The organism is Micromonospora sp. NBC_00898 (assembly GCF_045207895.1).
Taxonomy (GTDB): Bacteria; Actinomycetota; Actinomycetes; order Mycobacteriales; family Micromonosporaceae; genus Micromonospora.
The window spans coordinates 5,115,367-5,141,888 of the sequence record NZ_CP108775.1 but is presented as its reverse complement, the minus strand read 5'-3'; the positions used below and the strand labels follow the sequence as shown (position 1 = coordinate 5,141,888).

Here is a 26,522-nt window from a genome sequence, read left to right as displayed (position 1 = left end):
GAACGACGTCCCGGGTTTTCGTGACCGCCGAAACGGTTACGCGTTGTAGGAGGTGGGGGGCAGATGACGGCGTTCGACCGCGATCTACCTGCTGTCCCGCAGATATTCGAGCCCTCTCACCAGGGGATTCGTGACGCTGTGCGGTCCGATCGCTACGGGAAAGATGTTGCCCAGCGTCACCGCCGGAGGTCTAGGCTGTCTGCTGTCCTCCCCGATGATCCATCCATCTCTAGTGATCGAGAATTCGACGTGACGAGTGCGTTGACGCTGCCCACGGGCGGTCACCTGGCGTCGTCCTGGCCGGAGGCGCCAGCCGGGTCCCAGCCCCTGCCCTTCGAGCTCGACCATCTGCTCGCCCTGCGGGTACCCGGCCTCATCGCCACCCGCCGTCACATCCACTCCCACCCGGAGCTCTCCGGCGAGGAGTTCGAGACGGCGGCCCTGATCGCCCGGGAACTCTCCCTGGCCGGGTTGAACCCGCGCCTGCTGCCCAAGGGCAACGGCGTCATCTGCGACATCGACGGGCGGCCGGACGGCCCCGTGATCGCGCTCCGCGCCGACATCGACGCGCTGCCGCTGACCGACCCCAAGGACGTGCCGTACCGGTCCACCGTGGACGGCGTCTGCCACGCCTGCGGCCACGACGTGCACACCGCCGTGATGCTCGGCGTCGGCATGCTGCTGGCCCAGCTCGCCGACCTCGGCCAGCTCGACGGCCGGGTCCGGCTCATCTTCCAGCCCGCCGAGGAGATCCTGCCCTGCGGGTCGCTGGAGGTCATCGAGGCCGGCGGCCTCGACGACGTGGTGCAGATCTTCGCCGTGCACTGCGACCCGAACCTGCCGGTGGGCAAGGTCGGCCTGCGGGTCGGCCCGATCACCGCCGCCGCCGACAACGTCACCGTCCGGCTCACCGGGCCGGGTGGGCACACCGCCCGTCCGCACCTCACCGTCGACCTGGTCGACGCGCTCGGCCGGCTGGTCACCGAGGTGCCCACCCTGGTCAGCCGCCGAGTGCCGGCCAACAGCGGGCTGCTGCTGGTGTTCGGCCACGCCTCGGCCGGCACCCGTTACAACGTCATCCCGTCCGAGGCCTGCGCCGCCGGCACCCTGCGGGTGATGGACCGCGACACCTGGGAGCAGGCGCCGAAGATCGTCGCCCAGGTGGTCCGGGACGTCATCGCCCCCACCGGCGCCACGGTCGACCTGGAATACCTGCGCGGCCGGCCGCCGGTCAGCAACGACGCCCGGGCCATCGGGGTGCTGACCGCCGCGACCGCCGCCGCGCTCGGCCCCGAGGGGATCGCGGAGACCCCGCAGAGCATGGGCGGCGAGGACTTCTCCTGGTACCTGGAGCACGTGCCCGGGGCGCTGGCCCGCCTCGGCGTCGGCCGGGCCGGTCCCAACGTGGACCTGCACCGGGCCTCGTTCGACCCGGACGAGCGCGCCATCCCGGCCGGCGTACGCCTCATGGTGCAGACCGCGTTGCGGGCACTGGCGGCGGCGCGGTAGGACCACCCGGCGGGCCGGCCGGCGGCGCCAGCGGCATCGGCCCGGCCGGCGGCATCGGACCGACCGGCGGCGCCAGCGGCATTGGCCCAGCCGGCGGCGTCCGACGCCGACGGCGGCGGCGCAGCACCCGGATCAACAGTGCCACCGGCAGGCCGACGGCCACCAGCCACGGCAGCAGCGCGCCGAGCACCGTGAGCAGCACGGTCACCGAGGCGACGAAGACCTGCCAGCCACCCCGCAACCCGGCCAGGAACCCGATGTCGGCCGGCTCCTCCTCGGTGGAGGCGTCCTTCCCGACGAAGGTCACCGTGATGGTGGACAGCGCGGTCAGGTCGGCCAGCCGGCGCTTCTTCGCCTCCAACGAGGCGAGGTCGGCCTCCCGCCGGCCCAGCTCGTTCTCCAGGCTCACCAGCTCGCTGGTCGAGGTGGCCCGGGACAGCAGCCGGCGGGCACTATCCACCCGGGCCCGCTGGCTGGTGATCCGGGCGTCCAGGTCGACCGTCTCCTCGGTGACGTCCTGGGTGTGCACCTCGCGCCGCTGCTGCCGGCCCAGCTTCGCCAGCTCGTCGACCACCTCGGTGAACTTCGCCGCCGGCACCCGCAGCTCCAGCTCGGCCCGCGCGTCCGCCGACTCGCTGCGCCGCTGGTCGCCGCCGACGAACCCGCCCGCCGCGTCCGCCGTGGCGATCGCCTCCCGGGCGGCCCGCTCCACGTCGTCCACCTGCACCTGCACCGTTCCGGTGTAGATGATCGACCGCTGGTCGACCCGCAGGTCCGGCGCGCCCGCGCCGGCCTCGCCCGGCGCCGCCTGGCCCTGGTCCGCCGCGCCGCCGGCCGGCGCCTTCGCCGCCGGAGCGCTGTCATTCTGCACGCCGCCCGCGCCGCAACCCCCCGCGAGCAGCACCGCGGCCAGGCCCACCGCCGCCAGGGGTACGCCCCGACGCCCTTTTCCCAATACGCTCATCCCGGCTCCGATCCTCACGGCCCCGCATCGGGGCGATACGTCGGACGCGGCGCGGTGCCGCGCCGGTTCCGGCAGACTGCGCTCAGGACGTCACGATTCGATAATCGAGGAGTCACGATGCAGGTCACCAAGTACGCCCACTCCTGCCTCCGGTTGGAGCACGACGGGGGTGTCCTCGTCGTCGACCCCGGGGTGTACAGCGAGCCCGAGGCGTTGGACGGGGCGGACGCGGTGCTGATCACCCACCAGCACCCGGACCACGTGAACCCGGAAACGCTCGCCCGGGCGCTGGAGCGTCGCCCGTTCACCGTCAACGGTCCGGCCTCCCTCGCCGGCGTCCTCGGTGACGCGGCCGAGGCGCTGACCGTGGTCGCGCCGGGAGAGTCGTTCACCGCCGCGGGGGTGGCGATCCGCGCGTACGGCGGTCAGCACGCCGTCATCCACCCCGACATCCCCGTGATCGAGAACCTCGGCTACCTGATCAACGACGTGGTCTACCACCCGGGGGATTCGCTGGTCGTCCCCGAGGAGGTCCAGGTGGACACCCTCTTCGCGCCGATCCACGCGCCCTGGTCGAAGTTCTCCGAGGTGGTCGACTTCATCCGGGCGGTCGCCCCGCGCCGCGCGTACGCCCTGCACGACGGCCTGCTCAACGGCAACGGGTTCGCCGTGCTCGACCGGCAGTACAAGGCACTCTCGAACACCGAGTACCAGCGGCTCGAACCGGGCTCCCGGTTCGACGCCTGACCCGTGGCCGGCCCCTCCCGCGAACTGGTCGAGCGGCTCTTCGCGACGCCGCCGGACCGGTTCGTCGCGGCCCGGGACGCCGCCGCCGAGGAGGCCCGCCGGGCCGGCGACCGGGCCGCCGCCCGGGAGATCGCCCGGCTGCGCCGGCCCACCGTGGCGGCCTGGCTGGTCAACCTGCTGGCCATCCGCCGGCCCGAGCTGGTGGCCGACCTGGCGCAGCTCGCCGACGCGCTCCGCGCCGCCCAGCGCGACCTGCGCGGCGCCAAGCTCCGCGAGCTCTCCGCGCAGCGCCGGGCCGTGGTCGGCGCCCTGGTCGCCGAGGTACGCCGGCTGGCCGCGGAGACCGGCGAGGCCCCGCCCGCTGGGAAGCTGCCGCTGGCCGAGGTCGAGGCGACCCTCAACGCGGCGCTCTCCGACGCCGAGGTGGCCGAACAGATCCGCGCCGGCCGGCTGCTCCGGGCCACCAGCTACGCCGGTTTCGGCGAGGTGCCCCGACCCCAGCTGCGGCTGGTCACCGGGGGCGCGGAGGAGCCCGCCGTACCGGACCGGGCGGCCGAGCGGGCCGAAGCCCGGCGGGCGCGCGACGAGCGGGCGGCGGACCGGGCCGCCCGGGCCGAGCGGGCGAAACGCCGCCGGACGCTGGACCGGGAGCTGGCCCGGGCCCGGGCCGACCAGGACCGTGCCGAGGCGGAGCTGGCCGGCGCGGTGCGGTCCGCCCAGGACGGTGCGGCGGAGCTGGACCGGATCGAGACCGAACTCGCCGAGCTGGAGCGCCGGCGGGCCGTCGCCGAGCAGGAGCTGAGCCGGGCCAAGCTGGCCCGCCGCGCCGCCGAGCGGGCGGTCACCGCCGCCCGCCGGCGCGCCGGCGAGGTCGAGGCCGCGGTGGAGGCGCTGGACGCCGAAGAGGGGGATGCCGCCGGCGACGGTCACGAGGCAGACTGACCGGGATGGATGACCACGGTGGACGGACGGTGTCCGCGCCCCCCGCTGCGCTGTCCGGCGCATGACCCCCGAGCAGGTCGCCGCCGCCAGCAAGCCGCTGGTCCTGGAGCTCGGGGAGGCGTTCAGCCGCTGCCCGGGGACCCTGCGCCGGGCCCGCCTGCTCGGCATCTCCGGCTGGGCGTTCTACATCACCGGCCGGGCCGGCGCGCTCGGCGACGTCCGCGCCGAGACGGTCGCCGCCGCCCTCGGCTTCATCGCCCCCGACGCGCTCGCCGACGGTTGGGATGCCGCGGCCCGTACCATCCCACCGGTGGACGTGGCCGCGGCGAACCTGGCCGAGTGCTGCCGCTGGGGCGGCCAGCACCTCGCCGACGCGCCGGGGGTGACCCGGCTGGTCGGGCTGCTGGAACGGATCGTCGACGCGGCGGAGGCCAGCGGGATGCCGCTCTTCGCCGCCTGGCGGGCCATGCCGGTGCCGGACCGGTCGCCCGGGGCCCGGACGGCCGTCGGGCTGCTCCTGCTCCGCGAGCACTTCGCCGGGGCGTACCTGCTCGCCGTTCGGGCGGCCGGGATGACCCCGCTGGAGGCGGTGCTGGCCGGGCCGGAGGGCGAGGCGGGCGCCGCCGCCTGCGGCTGGCCGCCCCCGTACCCGCCGGTGGGGCCGCTGGTCCGGCGGCGGCTCTGGGCCGAGGCGGTGACCGACCGGCTGGCCTCGACCGCGTTCCGGGCGCTGGGCCCCGGCGAGGGGGCGGAGCTGCTGGACCTGCTCACCGCCGCCCGACTGCAGCTGCGCGGTCCGGCCCGCTGAGGCTGCCCCGGTCGGGCCCGATCCGGCACCGGATGTAACACCAGGGTCCGCCCGGCCCAAGTACAGGTGGACAGCGAGTCGGAGCAGCGAACCGGAGGAGCCGTGGGTGATGTTGAACAGACGGATCACGATGAAGCGGGCATAGCGCAGGACCCTGCCGCCTTCGAGGAGTTCTACCGCCGGTACGTCCCGGAGGTCACCCGCTTCATCGCGCGGAGGGTCGACGACCCGTACCTGGTGGGGGACCTGACCGCCGATGTGTTCCTGGCGGTCATCGAGTCCGCGCACACCTACCGACCGGATCGCGGCAGCCTGATCGGCTGGGTGTTCGGGGTCGCGCACCGGGTGCTCGCCGCCGAGCGTCGCCGCGCCCGGCGGGAGTCGGACGCCACCCGACGAATCTCCGGACGGCGGCTGCTCGACTCGACGGATCTGGCGCGCCTGGAGGAGCGCATCGACGCGGAGAGCGCCGCCCGGCGGGTGTACCAGGCTCTGGCGAATCTGCCCGAGGCGACGCGTCGGCTCCTGGAGTTGGTGGCCGTCGACGGCCTGACCGTGGCCGAGGCGGCAGCCGCCCTCGGCGTCTCACCGATCGCGGCGCGGGTGCGGATGCACCGGGCCCGCAAGGTGCTGAGCGACGTAGTTGCCACTCACGTTCCATCGCGCTCGACAGGAGGAACCACGCATGAATTCGTCTGAGCACCCGTCCGTTCCCTTCGAGGAGCGCCTGCTCGTCCAGCTCAAGGAGGTCGTCGCGGAGCGGGCGGCGGCCAGACCGGCGGATGCCGCGCCGGACCCGGCAGGCGCCCCGGCGGCCGGCAGCCGGGACGATCGGCTGGTCCGCCCGCGTCGTCGGCTGGTGTTCGCGCTCGGCGGCGCCCTGACGCTCGCGGCGGTCGGCGTGGTCGCCGGCCCGCCGCTGCTGGGCCTGCGGGAAACCCCCGCGTACGCCGTCGTGCGCGATCCGGACGGCTCGATCCGGGTCTACATCCGGGACTACCGCGACCCGAAGGGCCTGGAACACCGGATCGAGTCGTTCGGGGTGCGGGCGGCCGTGGACTACCTGCCCGGGGGCATGAGGTGCCGGGAACCCCGGGGAGACCTCGTGCCCCCCGACCAGACGCCACGGGAGATGGTCGACTGGGGCCCGTTCGGTGACGAGGGCAACCGCTACTGGAAGCTCAACCCGCGGTACATCAAGCCGGATCAGACCTTCGTGTACGTGGTCCAACTCGCCAAGGACAAGCACGGAAACCGCAGCCAGCGGGCCGTGATCCGGTTGGCCAACGGGCCGGTCACGCCCTGCGCCCCGGAACCCGCCGGCTGAGCGCCTCTCCAGCGGTCGGTGCCCGCACCGGCCGCTGGATCGTCGCCCGGCAAAAATCGGCGGCGCGGTCGGCGGGTGGCCTGCCAGGATCGGCGGCGTGACGCTCCCCGCCGGCTGGACCGCCCGCCGACCCACCCTGGACGACGTACCGGCGATCCTGGCGGTGGTGCACGCCGCCGACACCTTCGCCATCGGGTACCCCGACTTCTCCGCCGAGGACGTGGCGGGGTGCCTGACCGCGCCGAACGTCGATCCGGCGGTGGACTCCTGGCTGGGGCTGGACCCGGACGGCGCGGTCGTCGCCTGGGCGACCCTCGACAACCCCACCGGGAAGGGACGCGAGTTCGTCGAGGTGTTCGTCGACCCCGACCGTGGGTCCGCCGTCCGCGCCCCACTGCTGGACCGGCAGCTCGCCCGGGTCGCCGAGCGGGCCGCCGAGCGGGGACTGCCGTCACTCACCGTCCGGTGCGCCGCGTACGAGCCCGAGGAGCAGTGGCGGAAGATCCTCCTCGACGCCGGGTTCGCCCTGGTCAAGCGGTACGTCCGGATGAGTCGCCCGCTGGCCGGGCTGCCCGCCGCCCCGCCGCCCCCGCCGGCCGGCGTGGCGATCCGTCCGGTCCGCGCCGACGACGAGGCGGACCTGCGCGCCTTCCACCGGGTCTACGACGTGGCGTTCCGGGATACCCCCGACTACGAGCCGCAGGACTACGCCGCCTGGCGGGCCCGGTTCGGCCCCGACACCGACTGGGACGAGTGGTGGGTGGCCGAGGTGGACGGGGAGCCGGCCGGCGTGCTGCAGTCCTCCGGTCAGGGGCTCGACCAGAACGAGGGCTTCGTGAAGAACCTGGCCGTGCGGCCCGAGTCGCGGCGCCGGGGGGTGGGGGCGGCGCTGCTCACCCACGCCTTCACCCGGTACGCGGCGAAGGGCCGGGCCAGCGCCGGCCTCGGGGTCGACCTGGCCAACCCGACCGCCCCGCTGTCCCTCTACCGGTCGGTGGGGCTGCGCGAGGTGCGGGCCGTCGACATGTACGAGCTGGTGGTGAAGGCCGCCGGCTGACCCGCCGCCGACGTGTGGCGTTGGCGACCCGGGCCGGGGTCGGCGGCCGGTCCGGGCGGCGGCCGGAGCAGACTGGAGGCGTGCGATACGCGCTACGCCGACGCGGTGCCGGTGGGGCGGGACCGCAGCTCGGTGACGTAGTCGTCCGGCGCGCCCGCCTTCTCCGCCGCGTTCGCGATCTCCGACAGGTACCACGACGTCGGCAGGCCGCCCTCGTACCCGTCGAAGACGTAGACCCAGGCGGTCACGTCCCCGTCCAGGGTCGAGACGCGGACGGTGAGCTTGCGGTACGTCCCGGCGGTCACGCCCTCGATCTCGTCGAGCTGGGCGGCGTCGTACGGGTGGATGTCGTAGAGCGCCACGAAGACCCGGTCACCGGGGGACTCGACCACGGTGCTGACCGAGCCCTCCCAGCCGATGACGTCCTCGCCCGCGAAGGTGAGCCGCCACCCCTCCAGCCAGCCGGTGCCCACCATCGGCGAATGCGGGCAGTAGGCGCGCATCCGGGCGGGGTCCAGGTTTGAGCCGTAGGCGGCGTAATGACGCACGGCGATGACGATAGCCCGGCCGGTGGGTGGGGGAGAATACGACGGTGCGTGTCGAGCGCGTTGGGGAGAAGAAAGTCACTGTGAGCACTGACGAGGGGCGAGCGCTGTGAGCCAGATCGTGATCATCGGCGGGGGGCCGGCCGGGTACGAGGCGGCGCTGGTCGCCGCCCAGCTCGACGCCGAGGTCACCGTGGTGGAGGCGGAGGGGGCCGGCGGTGCCTGCGTGCTCTCCGACTGCGTTCCGTCGAAGACCTTCATCGCCAGCTCCGAGGTGGTGACCGGGTACCGGGACACCGAGGAGTTCGGGGTGCACTCCGACGGGCTGGAGGCGGTCACCGTCGACGCCCGGGCGGTGCACGGGCGGGTGAAGCGGCTCGCGCTGGCCCAGTCCGCCGACATCCACACGAAGCTGGTCAAGGCCGGGGTGGAGTTCGTCGCCGGCGCCGCCCGACTCGGCGAGGACACGCTCGGTCACACCCACCGGGTGATCGTGACCCCGGCCGACGGTGGCGCGGAGTACTCCATCGCCGCCTCCACGGTGCTGGTCGCCACCGGCGCCACCCCCCGCCAGCTCCCCACCGCCGTGCCGGACGGCGAGCGCATCCTGACCTGGCGCCAGGTGTACGACCTGCCGGAGCTGCCCGAGCACCTGATCGTGGTCGGTTCCGGCGTGACCGGCGCCGAGTTCGCCTCGGCGTACCTCGCGATGGGCGTCGAGGTCACCCTGGTCTCCAGCCGGGACCGGGTGATGCCGCACGAGGACGCCGACGCCGCGATGGCGATCGAGCAGGTGTTCCGTAACCGGGGGATGAGCATCCTCAACAACTCCCGGGCGGACGCGGTCCGCCGTACCGAGGGCGGCGTCGAGGTCGAGCTCTCCGACGGTCGCAAGGTGTCCGGCTCGCACGCGCTGATCGCCGTCGGCTCGATCCCGAACACCGCCGGCCTCGGCCTCGCCGAGTACGGCGTGGAGCTGGCCCGGGGCGGCTACGTCACGGTCGACCGGGTGTCCCGGACCAACGTTCCCGGCGTCTACGCCGCCGGCGACTGCACCGGCGTGCTGCCGCTGGCCAGCGTGGCCGCCATGCAGGGCCGGATCGCGATGTGGCACGCGCTCGGCGAGGCGGTCCGGCCGCTGCGGCTGCGTACCGTCGCGGCGAACGTGTTCACCGACCCGGAGCTGGCCACCGTCGGCGTCTCGCAGGACGAGGTGGACGCCGGCAAGACCCCGGCCCGCCAGGTGATGCTGCCGCTGTCGGGCAACGCCCGGGCGAAGATGGACGACCTGGCCGACGGTTTCGTCAAGCTGTTCTGCCGGCCGGCGAGCGGCCAGGTGATCGGCGGCGTGGTGGTGGCGCCGAAGGCCAGCGAGCTGATCCTGCCGATCACCATGGCGGTGGAGAACAACCTCACGGTGAACGAACTGGCCCAGACCATCACCATCTACCCGAGCCTGTCCGGCTCGATCACCGAGGCCGCCCGCCAGTTGATGCTCCACGAACTGGAGTGACCGCCGCGCCGTCGGGCCGGCGGACCAGGCTCGCCGCGACCACGGCGAGCAGGCCGACCTCGGTGAGGATCAGCAGCCGTTCGGCGAGGCCGATCAGCACCCGGTGGCCGGGGTAGGCGGACCAGACCATGGCCGCGGCGAGAGCCAGGCTGGTCAGCGCGAGGGCACGCAGCCACGGGGCGGCGCGGCCCCGGTGCCGGGCGAGCAACCAGCCGGCGAGCGGAAGGGCGAGGAAGGCGACCACCGAGGCGTACCGGTGCAGGTAGGCGGCGGCGTCCAGGGGCGCGCCCGGCTCGTTGGTCGGCACCAGCGCGGCGACCACCAGGCCGGCGGTCCACGCCCCCAGCAGGGCCGCCGCCGGCCGACCCGCCCCGAGCCGCCGGAGGACCGGGATCAGTGCGGCGGTGGCCGCGGCGAGCACCGCCATCGCCACGTCGATCACACCGCCCCGGTCGGAGACGGCGAAGTCGCTGACGGTCAGCGACCAGGGGCTGAGGTCGTCGTTCACCTCGAGGTGACCGATCAGGGTGAGCACCGCCGCCACGGCGATCCCGCCGAGGGCGAGCAGACCACGCGTCCGGGTTCCAGGCATGCCTCAGCCTGTCGCCGCGGGCACCCGAAGCGGATCCGGGACCGCCACCGACATCGATCCCCGGGACGTCCCCTAGAGGAAGCCTGTCGCCGCTCGGGCGTTCGGTCAGTCGACCGGGACCTCGCGGCGGGCGTTGCGGGCGCTGATCAAGGTCATCGCCCAGCCCGCGCCCGCGAACCCGGCCGCTGCCGCGCCGCCGATCAGCGCCAGCCGCCACGCCGACTGGGTCAGCGCGGTCCCGCCCAGGTGCCCGACCAGCGTCCCGTACGTCGCCCAACCGGCCGCCGCGGCGGCCTCGTAGAGCAGGAAGAGCCGGTACGGATAGCGACTGCGCCCGGCGGAGAAGCAGGCCGCCATCCGGCCGCCCGGCACGAAGCGGCAGAGCAGGATCACCAGCGGCCCCGGTTCGCGCAGCCCTCGGGTCACCCGGCCGGCCATCCGGCGGGCCCGGCCCGGCATGGCGTGCCGGGCCTCCCGGCGGTCCGGCGCGCCCCGCCCGATCAGGTAGCAGGCCAGGTCGCCGGCGAATACGCCGAGCGCGCCGACGGCGATGGTGAGCGGCAGGCTCAGCCCGCCGTAGACGGTCAGCGCGCCGCTGGTGATCATGACGACCTGGGTCGGGATGACCGGCACGAAGGCGTCGGCGATGAGCAGCCCCAGCAGCGCGAGGTACGCCCAGGTCGGCGACGCGATGTCAGTGATGAGTTCGGGCACGACTGCCACCTCGCCGATTTCCCCCGATTGCCTGCACCGAGCCTGACGGCGTGTCCGGCGTCACCGGGCGGGGCCCTGGCCGGTGGTGACCGCTGACACGGCAGGACCACTGAATGACAACGACACGGCGACGCCGGATGTGACGGGACGTCGGCGTGGCCCGTGGCCCGGCGACGGGCGGCGGATCGGCGCTCGTCGGCGTACCGTTGTCGGCGCGCGGCCCCACGGACGTCGGGTCCCCCGTTCCTGACGACCGGGCCGCCGCGGGTCGCCGGCAGGTCCCGTGCCGGCGACCCGCACCCTCTCCGTCCTCGTCACCACGAAATCCGGATGTGCGCGCCAGCCTCGTGGGCGTACCGTCGCCGCATGCGCAGCGCGATGGTGACCACGACGCCGGGAATCCCCGGCGTGCCGCGCTGACGTAACCGTCGACCAGGCCCCGGGGCGAACCGCCCCGGGGCCGCGTCGCGTTCCGGGCCGCGTCGCCTCCGGGTCGTACCCGATCAAGGAGAGCGACATGATCGACCACCGCAGGCTCGGCCGGGAGCTGGAGCTGTTCGTCTCCGACCCGCTCGCGGGCGCCGGCCTGCCCATCTGGCTGCCGGCCGGCGCCGCCGCCCGGCACGCCGTCGAGGAGTACGTCCGCGACCTGGAGCGCCGGGCCGGCTACCGGCACGTCTACTCGCCGCCGCTGGGCAAACGGGAGCTGTTCGAGATCTCCGGCCACCTGGGCTACTTCGCCGACGACATGTTCCCGCCGATGCGGCTGAGCGCCGACGACGAGTTCGTGCTCCGGCCGGCGCTCTGCCCGCACCACGCGCTGGTGTTCCGGGCCCGTGGCCGCTCCTACCGGGAGCTGCCGCTGCGGATCGCCGAGCTGGGCGGGATGTACCGGGCGGAACGCTCCGGCGTGCTGGGCGGGCTGTCCCGGGTCCGCGCCATCTCGCTGAACGACGCGCACAACTTCTGCGCCCTGGAGCAGGTCGGCGACGAGGTCCGCGAGATCCTGCGGCTGATCCGCGAGGCGCACGCCGCGCTCGGCGTACGACCGGCCGGGTTCCGGCTGTCGCTGCGCGGGCCGGGGGAGAAGTACGTGGGGGACGACGCCGAGTGGGCGCGGGCCGAGGACCTGCTCCGCGCCGCGCTCGACGGGGTGAACTTCACCGAGGCGCCCGGCGAGGCCGCCTTCTACGGCCCGAAGATCGACATCCAGATCGTCGACGCGGCCGGCCGGGAGTCCACCATCTCCACCATCCAGCTCGACTTCGACAAGCCCGAGAAGTTCGACCTGTCGTACACCGACTCGGACGGGTCGCGGCGGCGGCCGGTGCTGGTGCACCGCAGCCTGGTCGGCAGCATGGAGCGGCTCTTCGCGTACCTGATCGAGGTGCACGCGGGCGCCTTCCCGGCCTGGTACGCCCCGGTGCAGCTGGTCCTGCTCCCGGTCGACGAGGGGCAGGCCGACGCGGCGGTCGAGCTGATCCGCCGGGCCGAGGCGGCCGGCCTGCGGGCCGAGGTCGACGTGGCCGGCTCGCTGGGCGCCCGGATCCGCGACGCCGCCCGCCGCCGCGTCCCGTACGTCGGGGTGGTGGGCCCCCGGGAGGCGGCCGACGGCGCGGTCTCGCTGCGGCTGCGCGACGGCCGCGTGCTGAACCCGATGCCGGTCGCCGACGCCCTCGGGTTGATCGGGCAGGTGGTCGCCGTCCGCTCGGCCGGCCTGCTCCCGGCGGACTGACCCGGCCGCGCCGGGCCCCGGTCCCGCCCGCGCCGGCCGCCCCGGCCGCCCGTGGCCGACCGACCGGGTCGCCGTCGCGGTCGACGCCGCCGCCCGTCGCGCGCCCGCCGGCTCCCGTCCGTCGCGGACGGGAGCCGGTGTCGGGCCGGCTGGATCGTCCACCGTCAGCTCCCCGCCCTGGCCGGTTGGGCCAGCGGCTCGGCCTCGTCGGCCACCACGGCCTGGCTGAACTGGGACCGGTACATGCGGGCGTACGCCCCGTCGGCGGCGACGAGCTGATCGTGGGTGCCATGCTCGACGATCCGGCCGTTCTCCATCATCAGGATCAGGTCGGCGTCGCGGATGGTGGAGAGCCGGTGCGCGATGACGAAACTCGTCCGGTCCGACCGCAGCGCGGCCATCGCCCGCTGGAGCAGCACCTCGGTGCGGGTGTCCACCGAACTGGTCGCCTCGTCGAGGATCAGCAGTGACGGCTCGGCCAGGAACGCCCGGGCGATGGTGATGAGCTGCTTCTCGCCGGCGCTGACGTTGCTGCCCTCCTCGTCGATGACGGTGTCGTACCCGTCGGGGAGGCTGCGGACGAACCGGTCCACGAAGGTCGCCCGGGCGGCGGCCAGGATCTCCTTCTCGGTCGCGCCCGGCCGGCCGTAGGCGATGTTGTCCCGGATGGTGCCGCCGAAGAGCCAGGTGTCCTGCAGGACCATGCCGATCCGGCCGCGCAGCTCGTCCCGGCGCATCGCGGTGATGTCCATGCCGTCGAGGGTGATCCGGCCGGCGTCCAGCTCGTAGAACCGCATGATCAGGTTGACCAGGGTGGTCTTGCCGGCGCCGGTGGGCCCGACGATCGCCACGGTGTGGCCGGGCTCGGCGACCAGCGACAGATCGTCGATCAGCGGCTTGTCCGGGTCGTACCGGAAGGAGACGTGCGAGAACTCGACCCGGCCGGTGACCCGGGCCGGTGCGGGCCGGTCCGGCGCCTGCTCGTCGGCGTCGAGCACCGCGAAGACCCGTTCGGCGGAGGCCACCCCGGACTGGAGCAGGTTCGCCATCGAGGCGACCTGGGTGAGCGGCTGGGTGAACTGCCGCGAGTACTGGATGAAGGCCTGCACGTCGCCGAGGGTCATCGTCCCGGACGCCACGCGCAGCCCGCCGACCACCGCGATCGCGACGTAGCTGAGGTTCCCGACGAACATCATCGCCGGCATGATGATGCCGGAGATGAACTGGGCACCGAAGCTGGCCTGGAACAGCTCCTCGTTCTTGGCCGCGAAGGCGGCTTCCACCTCGCGCTGGCGACCGAAGACCTTGACCAGCTCGTGGCCGGTGTAGGCCTCCTCGATCTGGCCGTTCAGCTCGCCGGTGTGCGTCCACTGCGCGATGAACCGGCGCTGCGACCGCTTGGCGATCTGCCGGGTGACGAGCACCGACAGCGGCACCGCGACCAGGGCCACCAGCGCCAGCAGCGGCGAGATCCAGACCATCATCGCCAACACGCCGACCAGGGTCAGCAGCGAGGTGAGCAGTTGGCTGAGCGTCTGCGAGAGGGTCTGCGAGATGTTGTCGATGTCGTTGGTGACCCGGCTGAGCAGCTCGCCCCGGGGCTGCCGGTCGAAGTAGGGCAGCGGCAGCCGGTTGAGCTTCTCCTGCACCTCGGCGCGCAGCCGCAGCACGGTCCGCTGCACCACCCCGTTGAGCAGCCAGCCCTGCCACCAGGAGAGCAGGCTGGCCGCCAGGTAGAGCGCGAGGGCCAGGACGAGCACCCGGCCGAGGGCGGTGAAGTCGATCCCGGCGCCGGGCACCACGTCCATCCGGGCGAGCATGTCCGCGTAGTTGTCGTTGCCGGCCGCCCGGGCCGCCGCCGCGGCCTGCTCGGTGCTGGTCCCGACGGGCAGCTGCCGGCCGATCACTCCACTGAAGATGATGTCGGTGGCGTGGCCGAGGAGCTTCGGCCCGGCGACGCTGAGCCCGACGCTCACCAGGGCCAGCGCGATCACGGCGGCCAGCTGGAGCCGGTGCGGCCGCAGCCGGCCGAGCAGCCGCCGGGCCGACGGCCCGAAGGTCATCGACTTCTCGGCGGGCATCGCGGCGCCCATCCACGGCGGGCCGCCGGGGCGCCGCCCGGCGGGCGGCAGCCGCTTCGGCATCGCCCCCTCCGGGGCCTGCTTCTGACCCGGTACGGCGACCCGGCCGTCCCGGGGGCCGGGCTGTCTGGTCGGCTCGGTCACGGCGTCACCTCGGTTCGCGACTGCGGGGCTCGCAACCCCGGCTCACTCCTCGCGCTCACGGCGCCATCTCGGTTCGCGACTGCGGGGCTCGCAACCCCGGCTCACTCCTCGCGCTCACGCCGGCACCTCCGCGGTCTGCTGGGACGCCACGATCTCGGCGTACGTCGGGCAGTTCTCCAGCAGGTTCTCGTGCCGCCCGATGCCGACGACGCCGCCGTCCTCGAGCACGATGATCTGGTCGGCGTCGACGATCGTGGAGACCCGCTGGGCCACGATCACCACCGTCGCGTCCGCGGTGACCGGCCGCAGCGCCGCCCGCAGCCGGGCGTCGGTGCCGAGGTCGAGCGCCGAGAACGAGTCGTCGAAGAGGTAGATCTCCGGCTGGCGGACCAGCGCCCGGGCGATGGCCAGCCGTTGCCGCTGGCCGCCGGAGACGTTCGTGCCGCCCTGCGCGATCGGGGCCTCCAGCCCGCCCGGCATCTCGGCCACGAAGTCACGCGCCTGGGCGATCTCCAGCGCCTGCCAGAGTTCCTCGTCGGTCGCGTCCGGGTTGCCGTACCGCAGGTTGCTGGCGACCGTGCCGCTGAACAGGTACGGCCGCTGCGGCACCAGCCCGATCCGGCGCCATACCTCGTCCGGTTCCAGCAGCCGCACGTCCACCCCGTCGACCAGCACCGCGCCGGCGGTCGGGTCGACCAGCCGGGGGATCAGCGTGAGCAGGGTGGTCTTGCCGGCGCCGGTGGAGCCGATGATGGCCGTGGTCCGGCCGGGGCCGGCCCGGAACGAGATGTCGTGCAGCACCGGCGCGCTCGCCCCGGGGTACTGGAAGGCGACGCGGCGCAGCTCCAGCTCGGCGCGCCTGGTCACCGCGATCACCGGGTCGGCCATCGGTACCACCGACGACTCGGTGTCCAGCACCTCGACGATCCGTTCGGCGCACACCGTCGCGCGCGGCACCATCATCAGCATGAAGGTGGCCATCATGACGGCCATCAGGATCTGCATCAGGTACTGCAGGAACGCGGTCAGCGCGCCGATCTGGATCTGGCCGGCGTCGACCCGCTGCGCGCCGAACCAGAGCACCGCGACGCTGGAGACGTTGAGGACCAGCATCACCACCGGGAAGATCAGGGCCATCAGCCGGCCGACGCGCAGCGCGGTCGCGGTCAGGTCGGCGTTGGCGACGCCGAACCGCCGCGTCTCGTACGGCTCGCGGACGAACGCCCGGACCACCCGGATGCCGGTGATCTGCTCGCGCAGCACCCGGTTGACCGTGTCGATCCGGGTCTGCATCTCCCGGAAACCCGGCACCATCCGCCGGATGATCATGGCCAGCGCGATGGCCAGCACCGGCACGCTGACCAGCATCAGCCAGGAGAGCCCGAGGTCCTCGCGCAGCGCCATCACCACGCCGCCGACGCACATGATCGGCGCGGCGACCAGCATGGTGCAGCTCATCAGCACGAGCATCTGCACCTGCTGCACGTCGTTGGTGTTCCGGGTGATCAGCGACGGCGCGCCGAACCGGGCGACCTCGCGGGCGGAGAAGCGGTTGACGTGCGCGAAGATGGCCGCCCGGACGTCCCGTCCGAACCCCATGGCGGTCCGCGCCCCGAGGTACACCGCGGCGATCGAGCAGGCGATCTGGAGCAGGCTGACCGCCAGCATCCAGCCGCCCGTACGCATGATCTGGTCGGTGTCGCCGAGGGCGACGCCCCGGTCGATGATGTCGGCGTTGAGGCTCGGCAGGTAGAGCGAGGCCATCGTGCCGACGAACTGCAGCGCCACCACGGCCGCGAGGGGTCGGCGGTATGGGCGCAGCTGGTCGCGGAGCAGGCGGATCAGCATGGACGGCTCCTCGGCGTCGGATCGGCTGCGGAATCCTCGCTCTGGTTCAACCGACCGACCTCCCCGTCGGACATGGTCGTGATCAGCTCGGTGAGGAACTCCCGGATCACCGCCTTCTTCGCCGGGTCGGCGTCGACCGAGGTGAGCGGGCGATCGCTGTGGATCAGGTCGGTGACCTGCTGGGCGTGCCGGCGGCCCTTGTCGGTCAGGGTCAAGTGGACGGTGCGGCGGTCGGTGCCGTCCCGGCGACGTTCGACGAAGCCGTCACGTTCCAGGGTGTCGACGATGCCGGTGAGGGTGGCGGGCCGGATGAAGCATCGTTCGGCGACCTCCCGGTGGGTGCTGTCGCCGATGCGGCTCAGGATGAACAGCACCCGCATGCCGGCCGAGGTGAGACCGTGGTGCTCGGCCAGGTAGCGCCCCCAGTGCTGCTCGACGACATGCCCGGCGATCGCGATCAGTCGCCCGAGCGGCGCGTGCTGGAGCATGTCGGGGAAGCGGACGAGCGGTTCCATCTTCACAGCCGTCAGATTAGCTACCGGACCGTCAGGGGCCAAACTAATTCCCGACAGACAATCTTGTCGCTGCCAAGATATGCTGCCGGGGTGACGACGACCCGCGGATATCACCATGGCGACCTGCGGCGGGCCCTGCTCGCCGCCGCGGCCGAGGCGATCGCCGAGGCCGGGCCGGCCGCGCTGAGCCTGCGCGACCTGGCCCGTCGGGCGGGTGTCTCGCACGCCGCCCCCGCACATCACTTCGGCGACAAGGCCGGCCTGCTCACCGCGCTCGCCGTCGAGGGCTTCGACCTCCTCGCCGAGGCGCTGCGGCGACCCGCTGGCGACCTGCTCGAGACCGGCGTGGCGTACGTCCGCTTCGCGGTCGACCACCGCGCCCACTTCGAGGTGATGTTCGCCCCCGGGCTCTACCGGGCCGACGACCCCCAGGTGGCCGCCGCCCGCTCCCGGGCCGGGGCGGCGCTGCGCGGCGGGGTCGCCGCCCTGCCCGCCCGCCCTGCCGCCGAGCCCGCCCGCGACGCCCTCGCCGCCTGGTCGATCGTGCACGGCTTCGCCACCCTCTGGCTGGCCGGCGCGCTGCCGCCCGACGCGGGCGACGACCCGGAGGACGCCGCTCGCGCCGTGATCCGCCGCCTCTTCGACTGACCACGCCCGACGCCCGAGGCCGGGCTTGATCAACACGAGCCGGGCGGGGCGGGTGGGTGGTTACCAGCTGGTGGGGAGGGGCATGCCTTCGGTGTAGCCGGCGGTGCTCTGCACGCCGACGAGGGCCTGCTCGTGGAACTCGTCCAGGTTGCGGGCGCCGGCGTAGGTGAAGGCGCTGCGTACCCCGGAGATGATCTCGTCGATCAGGTCCTCCACGCCGGGGCGGGCGGGGTCGAGGTACATCCGGGCCGAGGAGATGCCCTCCTCGAAGATCGCCTTGCGGGCCCGGTCGAAGGCGCTGTCCTCGGCCGTCCGCGCGCTGACCGCCCGGGCCGACGCCATGCCGAAGCTCTCCTTGTAGCGCCGCCCGTCGGCGTCGGTGTAGAGGTCGCCGGGGGACTCGTAGGTGCCGGCGAACCAGGACCCGATCATCACGTTGGACGCGCCTGCGGCCAGCGCCAGGGCCACGTCGCGTGGGTGGCGTACGCCGCCGTCGGCCCAGACGTGCCGGCCGAGCGCCCGGGCCGCCGCCGCGCAGTCGAGCACGGCGGAGAACTGCGGCCGGCCGACGCCGGTCATCATCCGGGTGGTGCACATCGCACCCGGGCCGACGCCCACCTTGACGATGTCGGCGCCCGCCTCGACCAGGTCGCGTACGCCCTCGGCGGTGACCACGTTGCCGGCCGCCACCGGGACCGCCGGGTCGAGCTTGCGGACCGCCCGAAGCGCGGAGATCATCCGCTCCTGGTGGCCGTGCGCCGTGTCCACGACCAGCGTGTCCACCCCGGCCTCCAGCAGCGCGGCGGCCTTGCCGGTCACGTCCCCGTTGATGCCCACCGCGGCGGCGATCCGAAGCCGGCCCCGGTCGTCCACGGCCGGCTTGTAGAGGGTGGCGCGCAGCGCGCCCTGCCGGGTCAGCACCCCGATCAGGCGGCCCTGGTCGTCGACCACCGGGGCGAGCCGCCGCCGCCCGGCCGAGAGCCGGTCGAAGCCGGTACGCGGATCGGCGTCCGCCGGCACGGTGTGCAGCTCGGTCGACATGACGTGCCGGAGCTGGGCGAACCGGTCCACGCCCACGGTGTCCGCCTCGGTGACCACGCCGACCGGGCGGCCGGCCTCGTCGACCACGATCACCGCGCCGTGTGAGCGCTTCGGCAGCAGGTGGATCGCGTCGCCGACGGTGTCCGTCGGGCCGAGGGTGATCGCCGTGTCGTGCACCAGGTGCCGCTGCTTGACCCAGGCGACAACGTTCGCCACCACCTCGATCGGGATGTCCTGCGGGATCACCGCGATCGCGCCGCGCCGGGCGACCGTCTCGGCCATCCGGCGGCCGGCGACGGCGGTCATGTTCGACACCACCAGCGGGATGGTGGTACCGGTGCCGTCGCCGGTGGCCAGGTCGACGTCGAGCCGCGAGCCCACCTCGGAGCGGGCCGGCGCCATGAAGACGTCGTTGTAGGTCAGGTCGTGCGCGGGGACCGCGCCATGAAGGAACCGCACCCGGCCATCATTCCTGCTCGCGCCCGCTCCCGCCGCCGCTGGTGGCCCAAACCACCCGGCTGGCCGCCGCGCGCCCATGCCGGCGAGCCGAGGGTACGGCCGCTCGCCCGGTGGGTTCGGCGGGGTCGTGCCATGTCGCCCGGGCACATGCCTGGTGAGCGATATGCCTGAGAGGCACAAATATGACTCTCAGGCATATCGCTCACGGCGGTGTCGGTTCCCAGCAGCTGGCGAGCCGGTCGGGGCGACGAATCAGACGATGGTGCAGATCGCGGCGCCCGCCGTGATGACTCCGCCGACCTCGGCGGAGAGGCCGCTGATGGTGCCAGCCTTGTGAGCGTGCAGCGGCTGCTCCATCTTCATCGCCTCCAGCACCACGACCAGGTCGCCCTCGGCCACGGTGTCCCCGTCCGCCACGGCGATCTTCACGATGGTGCCCTGCATGGGGGAGGTGAGCGCGTCCCCGCTGACCGCGGCGCCCGCCTTGGCCCCGCCGCCCCGGCGGGCCGGCTTCTTCGCGGCGGGCGCGGCGGTGGTCGTACCGGCGCCGAGGCCGGCGGGGAGGATCACCTCCAGCCGCTTGCCACCCACCTCGACCACGACGGTCTCGCGCTCGGCCGGCGCCTCGGCGGTGCCGGCGGCGGCGGTGAACGCCGGCACGGTGTTGTCGAACTCGGTCTCGATCCACCGGGTGTGCACGGTGAACGGCTCGGCGGTGAACGCCTCGTCGCGCACGACCAGCCGGTGGAACGGCAGGGCGGTGGCCATGCCGTCGACGACCATCTCGTCGAGCGCCCGGCGGGCCCGCTCGATCGCCTCGGCGCGGGTCTCGCCCGTGATGATCACCTTGGCCAGCAGCGAGTCGAAGTTTCCGCCGATGACGTCGCCGGCCGAGATGCCGGTGTCCACCCGGACGCCCGGACCCGTGGGGAGCCGCAGCGCGGTGATGGTGCCCGGGGCGGGCAGGAAGTTGCGGCCCGGGTCCTCGCCGTTGATGCGGAACTCGATGGCGTGGCCGCGCGGGGTCGGGTCCTCGGTGAACCGCAGCTTCTCGCCGTCGGCGATCCGGAACTGCTCGCGGACCAGGTCGATGCCGGCGGTCTCCTCGGTGACCGGGTGCTCCACCTGGAGCCGGGTGTTCACCTCGAGGAAGGAGATGGTCCCGTCGGCCCCGACCAGGTATTCCACGGTGCCGGCGCCGTGGTAGCCGGCCTCCCGGCAGATGGCCTTGGCGCTGTCGTGGATCTGCCGGCGCTGCGCGTCGGTGAGGAACGGCGCGGGGGCCTCCTCGACCAGCTTCTGGTGCCGGCGCTGGAGCGAGCAGTCCCGAGTGCCGACGACGATCACGTTGCCGTGCTGGTCGGCCAGGACCTGCGCCTCGACGTGGCGGGGCTTGTCGAGGTAGCGCTCGACGAAGCACTCGCCCCGGCCGAACGCGGCGACCGCCTCGCGGGTGGCCGACTCGAACAGGTGCGGGATCTCCTCCATGGTGCGGGCGACCTTGAGGCCGCGCCCGCCGCCGCCGAAGGCCGCCTTGATGGCCACCGGCAGGCCGTGGTCGACGGCGAAGGCCATCACCTCGTCGGCGTTGCCGACCGGATCGGGGGTACCGGGGACCAGGGGTGCGCCGGCGCGCTGGGCGAGGTGCCGGGCGGTCACCTTGTCGCCGAGGTCGCGGATCGCCTGCGGGGTGGGGCCGACCCAGGTCAGCCCGGCGTCGATGACGGCCTGGGCGAAGTCGGCGTTCTCGGAGAGGAAGCCGTAGCCGGGGTGCACGGCGTCCGCGCCGGCCTTGCCCGCGACGTCGGTCAGCTTGTCGATCCGCAGGTAGCTCTCGGCCGCGGTGTCGCCGCCGAGCGCGTACGCCTCGTCGGCGAGGGTGACGTGCAGGGCGTCCCGGTCGGAGTCCGCGTAGACGGCGACGCTGCCCAGGCCGGCGTCGCGGCAGGCGCGGATGACGCGGACGGCGATCTCGCCGCGGTTGGCGATGAGTACCTTGCGCACCTTGGTGGCTCCTCCCGGGAGGTCGATGCCGGGAGTGTATCGGCCGGCCCGGCGACCCTAACGATCGCTCAGTGTGGGATGCCGCACTCCAATGCCGAGCATTAGTCAAACTTGTTTATTACGCTTGTCGAATGTCGGCGACGCGGATGATGATTCTCGGTCTGGTCAAGTGGATGCAGCCGGTGCACGGCTACGACGTGCGCCGCGAACTGCTGAGCTGGAGCGCCGACAAGTGGGCCAACGTCCAGCCCGGTTCGATCTACCACGCGTTGCGGAAGCTGACCGAGGAGGGGCTGCTCCGCGCGGTCGCCACCGAGCAGGTCGGCGGCCGGCCGGCCCGGACCACGTACGAGATCACCGAGAAGGGCGCGGACGAGTTCGAGTCCCTGCTGCGCGGGCTGTGGTGGCAGTTGCAGGAGCCCAGCGACCCGTTCGCCGCGGCCTTCTCGTTCCTGCCGGCCCTGCCTCGGGAGGAGGCGGCGGCGGCGCTGCGGAACCGGGCGATGCTGCTGCGGGCCAACGGCGAGTCGATGCGGGCGGCGATCGACTCCGAGTGGATGCGGACCACCCGGCCGGTCTACGTGGGCTGGATCTTCGAGCTCTGGTCGGCCCGCTCGGAGGCGGAGATCGCCTGGTGCGAGCGGATCGCCGAGCGGATCGAGTCCGGAGTGTCGTACCTGCCTGCTGGACTGCCCGGCGGGGAGGGGTGGGTCGAGTGGCAGCAGCGGACCGCCGAAGCGGGCCACACTCCCACGCAATAATCAACGTTGACTAGAAACGCTATATCGCGTTAGCCTGAGCCCGGCACAACGGGGGGAGCGCGCCGTCCGGCGTCGTCCCCAGGCGAGAACGGCCGGCGCGCCGGCCCGGACGACCAGGAGCAGAAATGATCGAGACCAGGGGACTGCGGAAGTCGTTCCGCTCCCGCGCGGGTCGCGAGACGAAGACCGTGGACGCCGTCAGGGGCGTCGACCTCAAGGTGGCGGAGGGGGAGATCTTCGGCTTCCTCGGCCCCAACGGCGCCGGCAAGACCACCACCCTGCGGATGCTCGCCACGCTCATCGAGCCGGACGGTGGAGAGGCCACCATCGCCGGTGCCGACCTGCGCAAGGACCCGGCCGAGGTGCGCCGCCGGATCGGGTACGTGGCCCAGGGCGGCAGCACCTGGGACGAGTCCACCGCCCGCGAGGAGCTGGTCCTGCACGCCCGGCTCTACGGCATCGGCAAGGCCGAGGCGCACCGCCGGGCCGCCCGCGCCCTGGACGCCTTCCAGCTCACCGAGTACGCCGACCGCAAGTGCAAGACCTACTCCGGCGGTCAGCGGCGGCGCGTCGAGATCGCGCTCGGCACCATCCACGAGCCGAAGATCGTCTTCCTGGACGAGCCGACCACCGGCCTCGACCCGCAGAGCCGGGCGCACATGTGGGACGAGATCCGCCGGCTGCGTACCGAGGGGATGACGGTCTTCATCACCACGCACTACCTCGACGAGGCGGACGCGCTCTGTGACCGGATCGCGATCATGGATCACGGCGAGGTGGTCGCCGAGGGCACCCCGGCCGAGCTGAAGCGGGAGATCTCCGGCGACGTCGTGCTCGTCGGCCTCGACGCCGCCACCACCGGAAAGGCGTCGGAGCTGCTCGACGGCGAGCCGTACGTCAACAAGCTGGAGGTCGGCGACGAGGGCGGCCTGCGTCTCTACGTCGAGGACGGCGCCACTGCCATCCCGCAGGTGCTGCGCCGCCTCGACCACGCCGGGCTGGACCTGCGCTCCATCGAGCTGCACCGCCCCAGCCTCGACGACGTCTTCCTCACCAAGACCGGCCGCTCGCTGCGCGAGTCCTGAGACACCGGAGAAAAGATCATGAAGTTCCTCCGCGACACCTGGCTCATCTTCGAGCGCCAGATCCAGCTGCTGCTGCGCAACCCGGTCTGGGTCTTCGTCGGCGTCTTCCAGCCGGTGATGTACCTGCTGCTGTTCGCCCCACTGCTCAAGCCGGCGCTGAACGCACCCACCCAGGCGGCGGCCTACAAGATCTTCGTACCCGGCCTGCTGGTGCTGCTCGCCATCTTCGGCGGCCTGTTCCAGGGCTTCGGCCTGATCGCCGAGCTGCGCGCCGGGGTCATCGAACGGTCCCGGGTCACCCCGGTCAGCCGGCTCGCCCTGCTGCTCGGCCGCTCGCTGCGGGACGTGGTCTCGCTGATCGTGCAGGCCGTCATCATCACGCTGCTGGCGCTCCTGTTCGACCTGCGGGTGTTCATCGGCGACCTGCTGCTGGCGTACCTGATGCTGGCGCTGATCGCGCTGATGACCTCGGCCGTGTCGTACGGCGTCGCGCTCAAGGTCAAGAGCGAGGACGCTCTCGCTCCGCTGATGAACACCGTCGCCCAGCCGGTGCTGCTGCTCTCCGGCATCCTGCTGCCGCTCACCTTCGCCCCCGGCTGGCTCCAGGGCGTCGCCGAGTGGAACCCGTTCTCCTGGGCGGTCGACGGCACCCGCGCGCTCTTCGCCGGCGACCTCAGTAACGACAAGGTGTGGCAGGGGCTGAGCATCATCGCGGTGCTCGCCGTCGCCGGCGTGGTCTGGGCCGCCCGGCAGTTCGCCCGCAGCGTCCGCTGAGAGAGCTGCCTCTCACCAGGGGCGGGGCACCGGTCCGACGCTTGTAGCGTAAGGCCGGTGCCCCGCCTCACCCATGACAAGATCACCTGGCTGAGCTACGCCCAGCTGGGACTGTGGGGCTTCTTCCTCTACGGGTTCGGCCCGGTCGTCCCGCTGCTCCGCGACGAGCAGGGCACCAGCGCCGCCGTCGCCGGCCTGCACAGCACCGGCATCGCGGCCGGCGCGCTTCTCGGCGGCGCCATCTTCCCGCCGGTCGCCCGCCGCCTCGGCCGTGGCCGCGCCAGCTGGCTCGGCCTCGCCGGAGTGGCCGCCGGTGCCGCCGCGCTCGGCCTCCTGCACCCGCTGCCGGCGACCATCGCCGCCGTCGCGGTGATCGCCACCTTCGGCATGATGGTGATCAGCGGGGTCAGCGTCATGCTCACCGCCCGCCACGGCGACGCCGCCCCCGCCGCCCTCACCGAGGCCAACGCCGCCTGCGCCGGCATGGGCATCCTCGCCCCGCTGGTCATCGGCGCCACCGTCGACGCCGGCCTCGGCTGGCGGCCCGTGATGGCCGTCGAGGTCGGGCTGATCGCGCTGGTCGCGCTCGCCGCCCTGACCTTCCGCGTACGCCTCCCGCATGCCCCCGCTGCCGCGGCTGCCGACGGCCCGATCGGGGTGGCTGCCTCCGCGGTCCGGCTGCCCCGGACGTACTGGATCGCCTGGGTGCTGATGGCCGTCACCGGCTCGATCGAGGTGTGCCTGTCGCTGTGGACCGCCGACGTGCTCCGCAGCCACGCCGGGCTCAGCGCGGGCGGGGCGTCGGCCGCGATCGCCGCCATCGTCTGCGGGATGTTCGCCGGCCGATTGGCCGGCGGCCGGATCGCGCTGCGCTGGCCGCCGGTGCCGCTGCTGCTGGCCGCGCTGGGCGTGTCGCTGGCCGGCTTCGCCCTGTTCTGGGCCGCTGCGGTGGGCTGGCTCGCCGTCACCGGCCTGGTCGTACTCGGTCTGGGCAACGCCCTGCACTACCCGCTGGCGATCTCCATCGCCCTCGCCGTCGCCGGGCCGGCCGCCGACAAGGCGGCGGGCTGGTCGTCGTACTCGATGGGGGTGGGTTTCGGCATCGCGCCCGTCGCACTGGGGTGGGTGGCCGACGGGGTGGGCCCGCACCTGGCCTTCCTGCTGCTGCCCGCCTTCATCGCGGCGGCCGCGCTGCTCGCCGTGCGGCTCGGCCGCGCACTGCGGGCCGCCCATCCCACCGACGACCAGCGCCCGATCCCAATCCCCGCCTGACCCGCGACCCGGCCCGATCCCCGGCGTCCCGACCTGATCGACTCCGGCTCGCCGACCTGGCGGTCTCCGACGGGCTCGGACACCGACAGGTCGCCGATGTGGAGTAGCGCGGGGCTCAGCGCACCCGGGCGAGGGTGACGCCGTCCGCGATCGGCAGCATCACCGCCTCCACCCGGACGTCGGCGAGAACGTCGTCGTTGAACGCCGCGATCGCCCGGTCGTCGGCGTTCTGCGGGGCGAGCACCCGGCCGCCGCGCAGCGTGTTGTCGACCGCGATCACCGCGCCCGCACGCATCCGCGGCACCAACTCGTCCCAGTAGACCGGGTAGCCGACCTTGTCCGCGTCGATGAACGCGAAGTCCAGGTACCGCTCCCGGGGCAACTCCCGCAACGTCTGCCCGGCCGGACCGATGCGCAGGTCGATCCGGTCGTCCACCCCGGCGCGGGCCCAGTAGCGGCGGGCGATCCCGGTGTACTCCTCGGAGATGTCGAAGCAGGTCAGCCGGCCCCCGTCGGCCAGCCCCCGGGCGATCGCCAGCGAGGAGAGGCCGGTGAAGGTGCCCACCTCCACCGCCTGCCGCACCCCGAGCAGCCGGGTGAGGAACGTCAGGAAGGCGGCCTGCTCCGGCGCGACCTGCATGTTCGCCTGGGCCGGCAGCGCCGCCCGGGTCTCCTCGGCCAGCTCACGGACGATCTCGTCGGGAGCGGACCCGTGCGCGACGAGGTAGGCTTGCAGTTCCGGGGTCAGCGGCAGCGGCTTCGTGCTCATGACCGGACGTTAGCCGAGATGCTCGATCTCCTGGCCCCCCGGCGCGACCTTCGTCCACAGGTCGGTGACGCTCAACTCCAACTCGCCGAGCAGGCCGCGCAGCAGTGGCAGGCTGAGCCCGACCACCGTGCCCGGATCACCCTCGATCCCGGTCAGGAACGCACCGCCCAACCCGTCGATGGTGAACGCCCCGGCCACGGCCAGCGGCTCGCCCGTCGCCACGTACGCGGCGATCTCCTCGTCGCTGATGTCCGCGAAGTGCACGACGGTGGAGGCCACCCCCTCCGCCCGCGCTTCGTGGGTGACGTCGATCAGGCAGTGCCCGGTGTGCAGCACACCGCTGCGCCCCCGCATCCGCTCCCACCGCCGGGTGGCGTCCGCCGCGTCGACCGGCTTGCCGAGGATCTCCCCGTCGAACGCGAGCACCGAATCGCAGCCGAGCACCAGCGTCCGCTCTTCCGGCGTCGCCCGCAGCCGACCCAGCACCGCCTGCGCCTTGAGCCGGGCCAACTCCAGACACAGGTCCTCGGCCTGGTCACTCACCACCTGCGACTCGTCCACCCCGCTGACCAGCACGTCGGGTTCGATTCCGGCGGCCTGGAGCAGCTTGCGGCGGGCGGGACTCTGCGAGGCGAGCACGAGGCGCAGCGGTACGGAAGTCAGCACCT

General features: G+C 73.3%; 25 protein-coding genes. 14 read left to right on the top strand and 11 right to left on the bottom strand.

The window, feature by feature from the left end:
• Positions 1 to 249: 249 nt before the first annotated feature.
• Entirely contained in the window at positions 250 to 1,509 is a 1,260-nt protein-coding gene (locus tag OG799_RS24925; RefSeq protein WP_406038064.1) for an amidohydrolase, read from the top strand.
• Here OG799_RS24925 and OG799_RS24920 read toward each other — a convergent pair.
• Complete coding sequence (locus OG799_RS24920) at positions 1,466 to 2,473, bottom strand: DUF4349 domain-containing protein (RefSeq protein WP_406038062.1); 1,008 nt, start codon at positions 2,471 to 2,473, stop codon at positions 1,466 to 1,468. The genes OG799_RS24925 and OG799_RS24920 overlap by 44 nt on opposite strands.
• 117 nt (positions 2,474 to 2,590) lie before the next feature.
• On the opposite strand from OG799_RS24920, the gene OG799_RS24915 reads away from it, so the two are divergent.
• The 6 genes from OG799_RS24915 (at position 2,591) to OG799_RS24890 (ending at position 7,354) form a co-directional block, all read left to right on the top strand.
• Entirely contained in the window at positions 2,591 to 3,220 is a 630-nt protein-coding gene (locus OG799_RS24915; RefSeq protein WP_406038060.1) for an MBL fold metallo-hydrolase, read from the top strand.
• Positions 3,221 to 3,223: 3 nt separating this feature from the next.
• Entirely contained in the window at positions 3,224 to 4,162 is a 939-nt protein-coding gene (locus tag OG799_RS24910) for a hypothetical protein (protein WP_406038059.1), read from the top strand.
• Between the two features lie 61 nt (positions 4,163 to 4,223).
• Positions 4,224 to 4,970: an SCO6745 family protein gene (locus OG799_RS24905; RefSeq protein ID WP_406038057.1), complete on the top strand. Its 747-nt coding sequence runs from the start codon at positions 4,224 to 4,226 to the stop codon at positions 4,968 to 4,970.
• 102 nt (positions 4,971 to 5,072) lie between these two features.
• Positions 5,073 to 5,669: an RNA polymerase sigma factor gene (locus tag OG799_RS24900; RefSeq protein WP_406038055.1), complete on the top strand. Its 597-nt coding sequence runs from the start codon at positions 5,073 to 5,075 to the stop codon at positions 5,667 to 5,669.
• Complete coding sequence (locus OG799_RS24895) at positions 5,656 to 6,297, top strand: hypothetical protein (protein WP_406038053.1); 642 nt, start codon at positions 5,656 to 5,658, stop codon at positions 6,295 to 6,297. Before OG799_RS24900 ends, OG799_RS24895 begins: the two co-directional genes overlap by 14 nt.
• Before the next feature lie 97 nt (positions 6,298 to 6,394).
• Positions 6,395 to 7,354, top strand: a complete 960-nt coding sequence (locus OG799_RS24890) for a GNAT family N-acetyltransferase (RefSeq protein WP_406038051.1) — start codon at positions 6,395 to 6,397, stop codon at positions 7,352 to 7,354.
• A gap of 92 nt (positions 7,355 to 7,446) precedes the next feature.
• Here the strand turns inward: OG799_RS24890 and OG799_RS24885 are convergent, their stop codons facing one another.
• Entirely contained in the window at positions 7,447 to 7,902 is a 456-nt protein-coding gene (locus OG799_RS24885; protein ID WP_406038049.1) for a gamma-glutamylcyclotransferase, read from the bottom strand.
• A 106-nt stretch (positions 7,903 to 8,008) separates the two neighbouring features.
• On the opposite strand from OG799_RS24885, the gene OG799_RS24880 reads away from it, so the two are divergent.
• On the top strand, positions 8,009 to 9,412 hold the full coding sequence (locus OG799_RS24880; RefSeq protein ID WP_406038047.1) for an NAD(P)H-quinone dehydrogenase: 1,404 nt from the start codon (positions 8,009 to 8,011) through the stop codon (positions 9,410 to 9,412).
• Here the strand turns inward: OG799_RS24880 and OG799_RS24875 are convergent.
• Positions 9,369 to 10,004, bottom strand: coding sequence for a DUF998 domain-containing protein (locus OG799_RS24875; RefSeq protein ID WP_406038045.1), 636 nt, complete (start codon positions 10,002 to 10,004; stop codon positions 9,369 to 9,371). The two genes, OG799_RS24880 and OG799_RS24875, sit on opposite strands and share 44 nt — an antisense overlap.
• A 105-nt stretch (positions 10,005 to 10,109) precedes the next feature.
• Complete coding sequence (locus tag OG799_RS24870) at positions 10,110 to 10,718, bottom strand: DedA family protein (protein WP_406038043.1); 609 nt, start codon at positions 10,716 to 10,718, stop codon at positions 10,110 to 10,112.
• A 517-nt stretch (positions 10,719 to 11,235) separates the two neighbouring features.
• On the opposite strand from OG799_RS24870, the gene thrS reads away from it, so the two are divergent.
• On the top strand, positions 11,236 to 12,453 hold the full coding sequence (gene thrS / locus OG799_RS24865) for a threonine--tRNA ligase (RefSeq protein WP_406038041.1): 1,218 nt from the start codon (positions 11,236 to 11,238) through the stop codon (positions 12,451 to 12,453).
• Positions 12,454 to 12,617: 164 nt separating this feature from the next.
• On the opposite strand, the gene OG799_RS24860 is transcribed toward thrS, so the two are convergent.
• From OG799_RS24860 to OG799_RS24850, 3 genes are all read right to left on the bottom strand, one after another.
• Complete coding sequence (locus OG799_RS24860) at positions 12,618 to 14,597, bottom strand: ABC transporter ATP-binding protein (RefSeq protein WP_406046396.1); 1,980 nt, start codon at positions 14,595 to 14,597, stop codon at positions 12,618 to 12,620.
• 195 nt (positions 14,598 to 14,792) lie between these two features.
• Positions 14,793 to 16,526: an ABC transporter ATP-binding protein gene (locus tag OG799_RS24855; RefSeq protein ID WP_406038039.1), complete on the bottom strand. Its 1,734-nt coding sequence runs from the start codon at positions 16,524 to 16,526 to the stop codon at positions 14,793 to 14,795.
• The gene (locus OG799_RS24850) at positions 16,520 to 17,041 is read right to left on the bottom strand and encodes a MarR family winged helix-turn-helix transcriptional regulator (protein WP_406046395.1); all 522 of its coding nucleotides are present in this window, start codon (positions 17,039 to 17,041) and stop codon (positions 16,520 to 16,522) included. Before OG799_RS24850 ends, OG799_RS24855 begins: the two co-directional genes overlap by 7 nt.
• Positions 17,042 to 17,131: 90 nt before the next feature.
• On the opposite strand from OG799_RS24850, the gene OG799_RS24845 reads away from it, so the two are divergent.
• Positions 17,132 to 17,689, top strand: coding sequence for a TetR/AcrR family transcriptional regulator (locus OG799_RS24845; protein WP_406038037.1), 558 nt, complete (start codon positions 17,132 to 17,134; stop codon positions 17,687 to 17,689).
• Positions 17,690 to 17,749: 60 nt separating this feature from the next.
• Here OG799_RS24845 and OG799_RS24840 read toward each other — a convergent pair whose 3' ends face one another.
• Both OG799_RS24840 and OG799_RS24835 read right to left on the bottom strand, forming a co-directional pair.
• The gene (locus tag OG799_RS24840) at positions 17,750 to 19,189 is read right to left on the bottom strand and encodes a GuaB1 family IMP dehydrogenase-related protein (RefSeq protein WP_406038035.1); all 1,440 of its coding nucleotides are present in this window, start codon (positions 19,187 to 19,189) and stop codon (positions 17,750 to 17,752) included.
• Positions 19,190 to 19,441: 252 nt separating this feature from the next.
• Positions 19,442 to 21,193 (bottom strand): acetyl/propionyl/methylcrotonyl-CoA carboxylase subunit alpha, encoded by a 1,752-nt coding sequence (locus OG799_RS24835; protein WP_406038033.1) that lies wholly within the window; start codon positions 21,191 to 21,193, stop codon positions 19,442 to 19,444.
• A gap of 131 nt (positions 21,194 to 21,324) precedes the next feature.
• Between OG799_RS24835 and OG799_RS24830 the strand changes: the two genes are divergently transcribed.
• The 4 genes from OG799_RS24830 to OG799_RS24815 all read left to right on the top strand — a co-directional run bounded on the left by OG799_RS24830 (position 21,325) and on the right by OG799_RS24815 (position 25,085).
• Positions 21,325 to 21,954: a PadR family transcriptional regulator gene (locus OG799_RS24830; RefSeq protein ID WP_406038031.1), complete on the top strand. Its 630-nt coding sequence runs from the start codon at positions 21,325 to 21,327 to the stop codon at positions 21,952 to 21,954.
• Between the two features lie 125 nt (positions 21,955 to 22,079).
• Positions 22,080 to 23,039: an ATP-binding cassette domain-containing protein gene (locus tag OG799_RS24825; RefSeq protein WP_406038029.1), complete on the top strand. Its 960-nt coding sequence runs from the start codon at positions 22,080 to 22,082 to the stop codon at positions 23,037 to 23,039.
• 18 nt (positions 23,040 to 23,057) lie between these two features.
• A complete protein-coding gene (locus OG799_RS24820) occupies positions 23,058 to 23,813 on the top strand; it encodes an ABC transporter permease (protein ID WP_406038027.1) in 756 nt (251 codons plus the stop codon).
• A 57-nt stretch (positions 23,814 to 23,870) separates the two neighbouring features.
• Complete coding sequence (locus OG799_RS24815; protein WP_406038025.1) at positions 23,871 to 25,085, top strand: MFS transporter; 1,215 nt, start codon at positions 23,871 to 23,873, stop codon at positions 25,083 to 25,085.
• Positions 25,086 to 25,200: 115 nt separating this feature from the next.
• On the opposite strand, the gene OG799_RS24810 is transcribed toward OG799_RS24815, so the two are convergent.
• Together OG799_RS24810 and OG799_RS24805 are read right to left on the bottom strand one after the other, a co-directional pair.
• Positions 25,201 to 25,854: an O-methyltransferase gene (locus tag OG799_RS24810; protein ID WP_406038023.1), complete on the bottom strand. Its 654-nt coding sequence runs from the start codon at positions 25,852 to 25,854 to the stop codon at positions 25,201 to 25,203.
• Positions 25,855 to 25,863: 9 nt separating this feature from the next.
• Positions 25,864 to 26,520 (bottom strand): Maf family protein, encoded by a 657-nt coding sequence (locus OG799_RS24805; RefSeq protein WP_406038021.1) that lies wholly within the window; start codon positions 26,518 to 26,520, stop codon positions 25,864 to 25,866.
• Positions 26,521 to 26,522 lie beyond the last annotated feature (2 nt).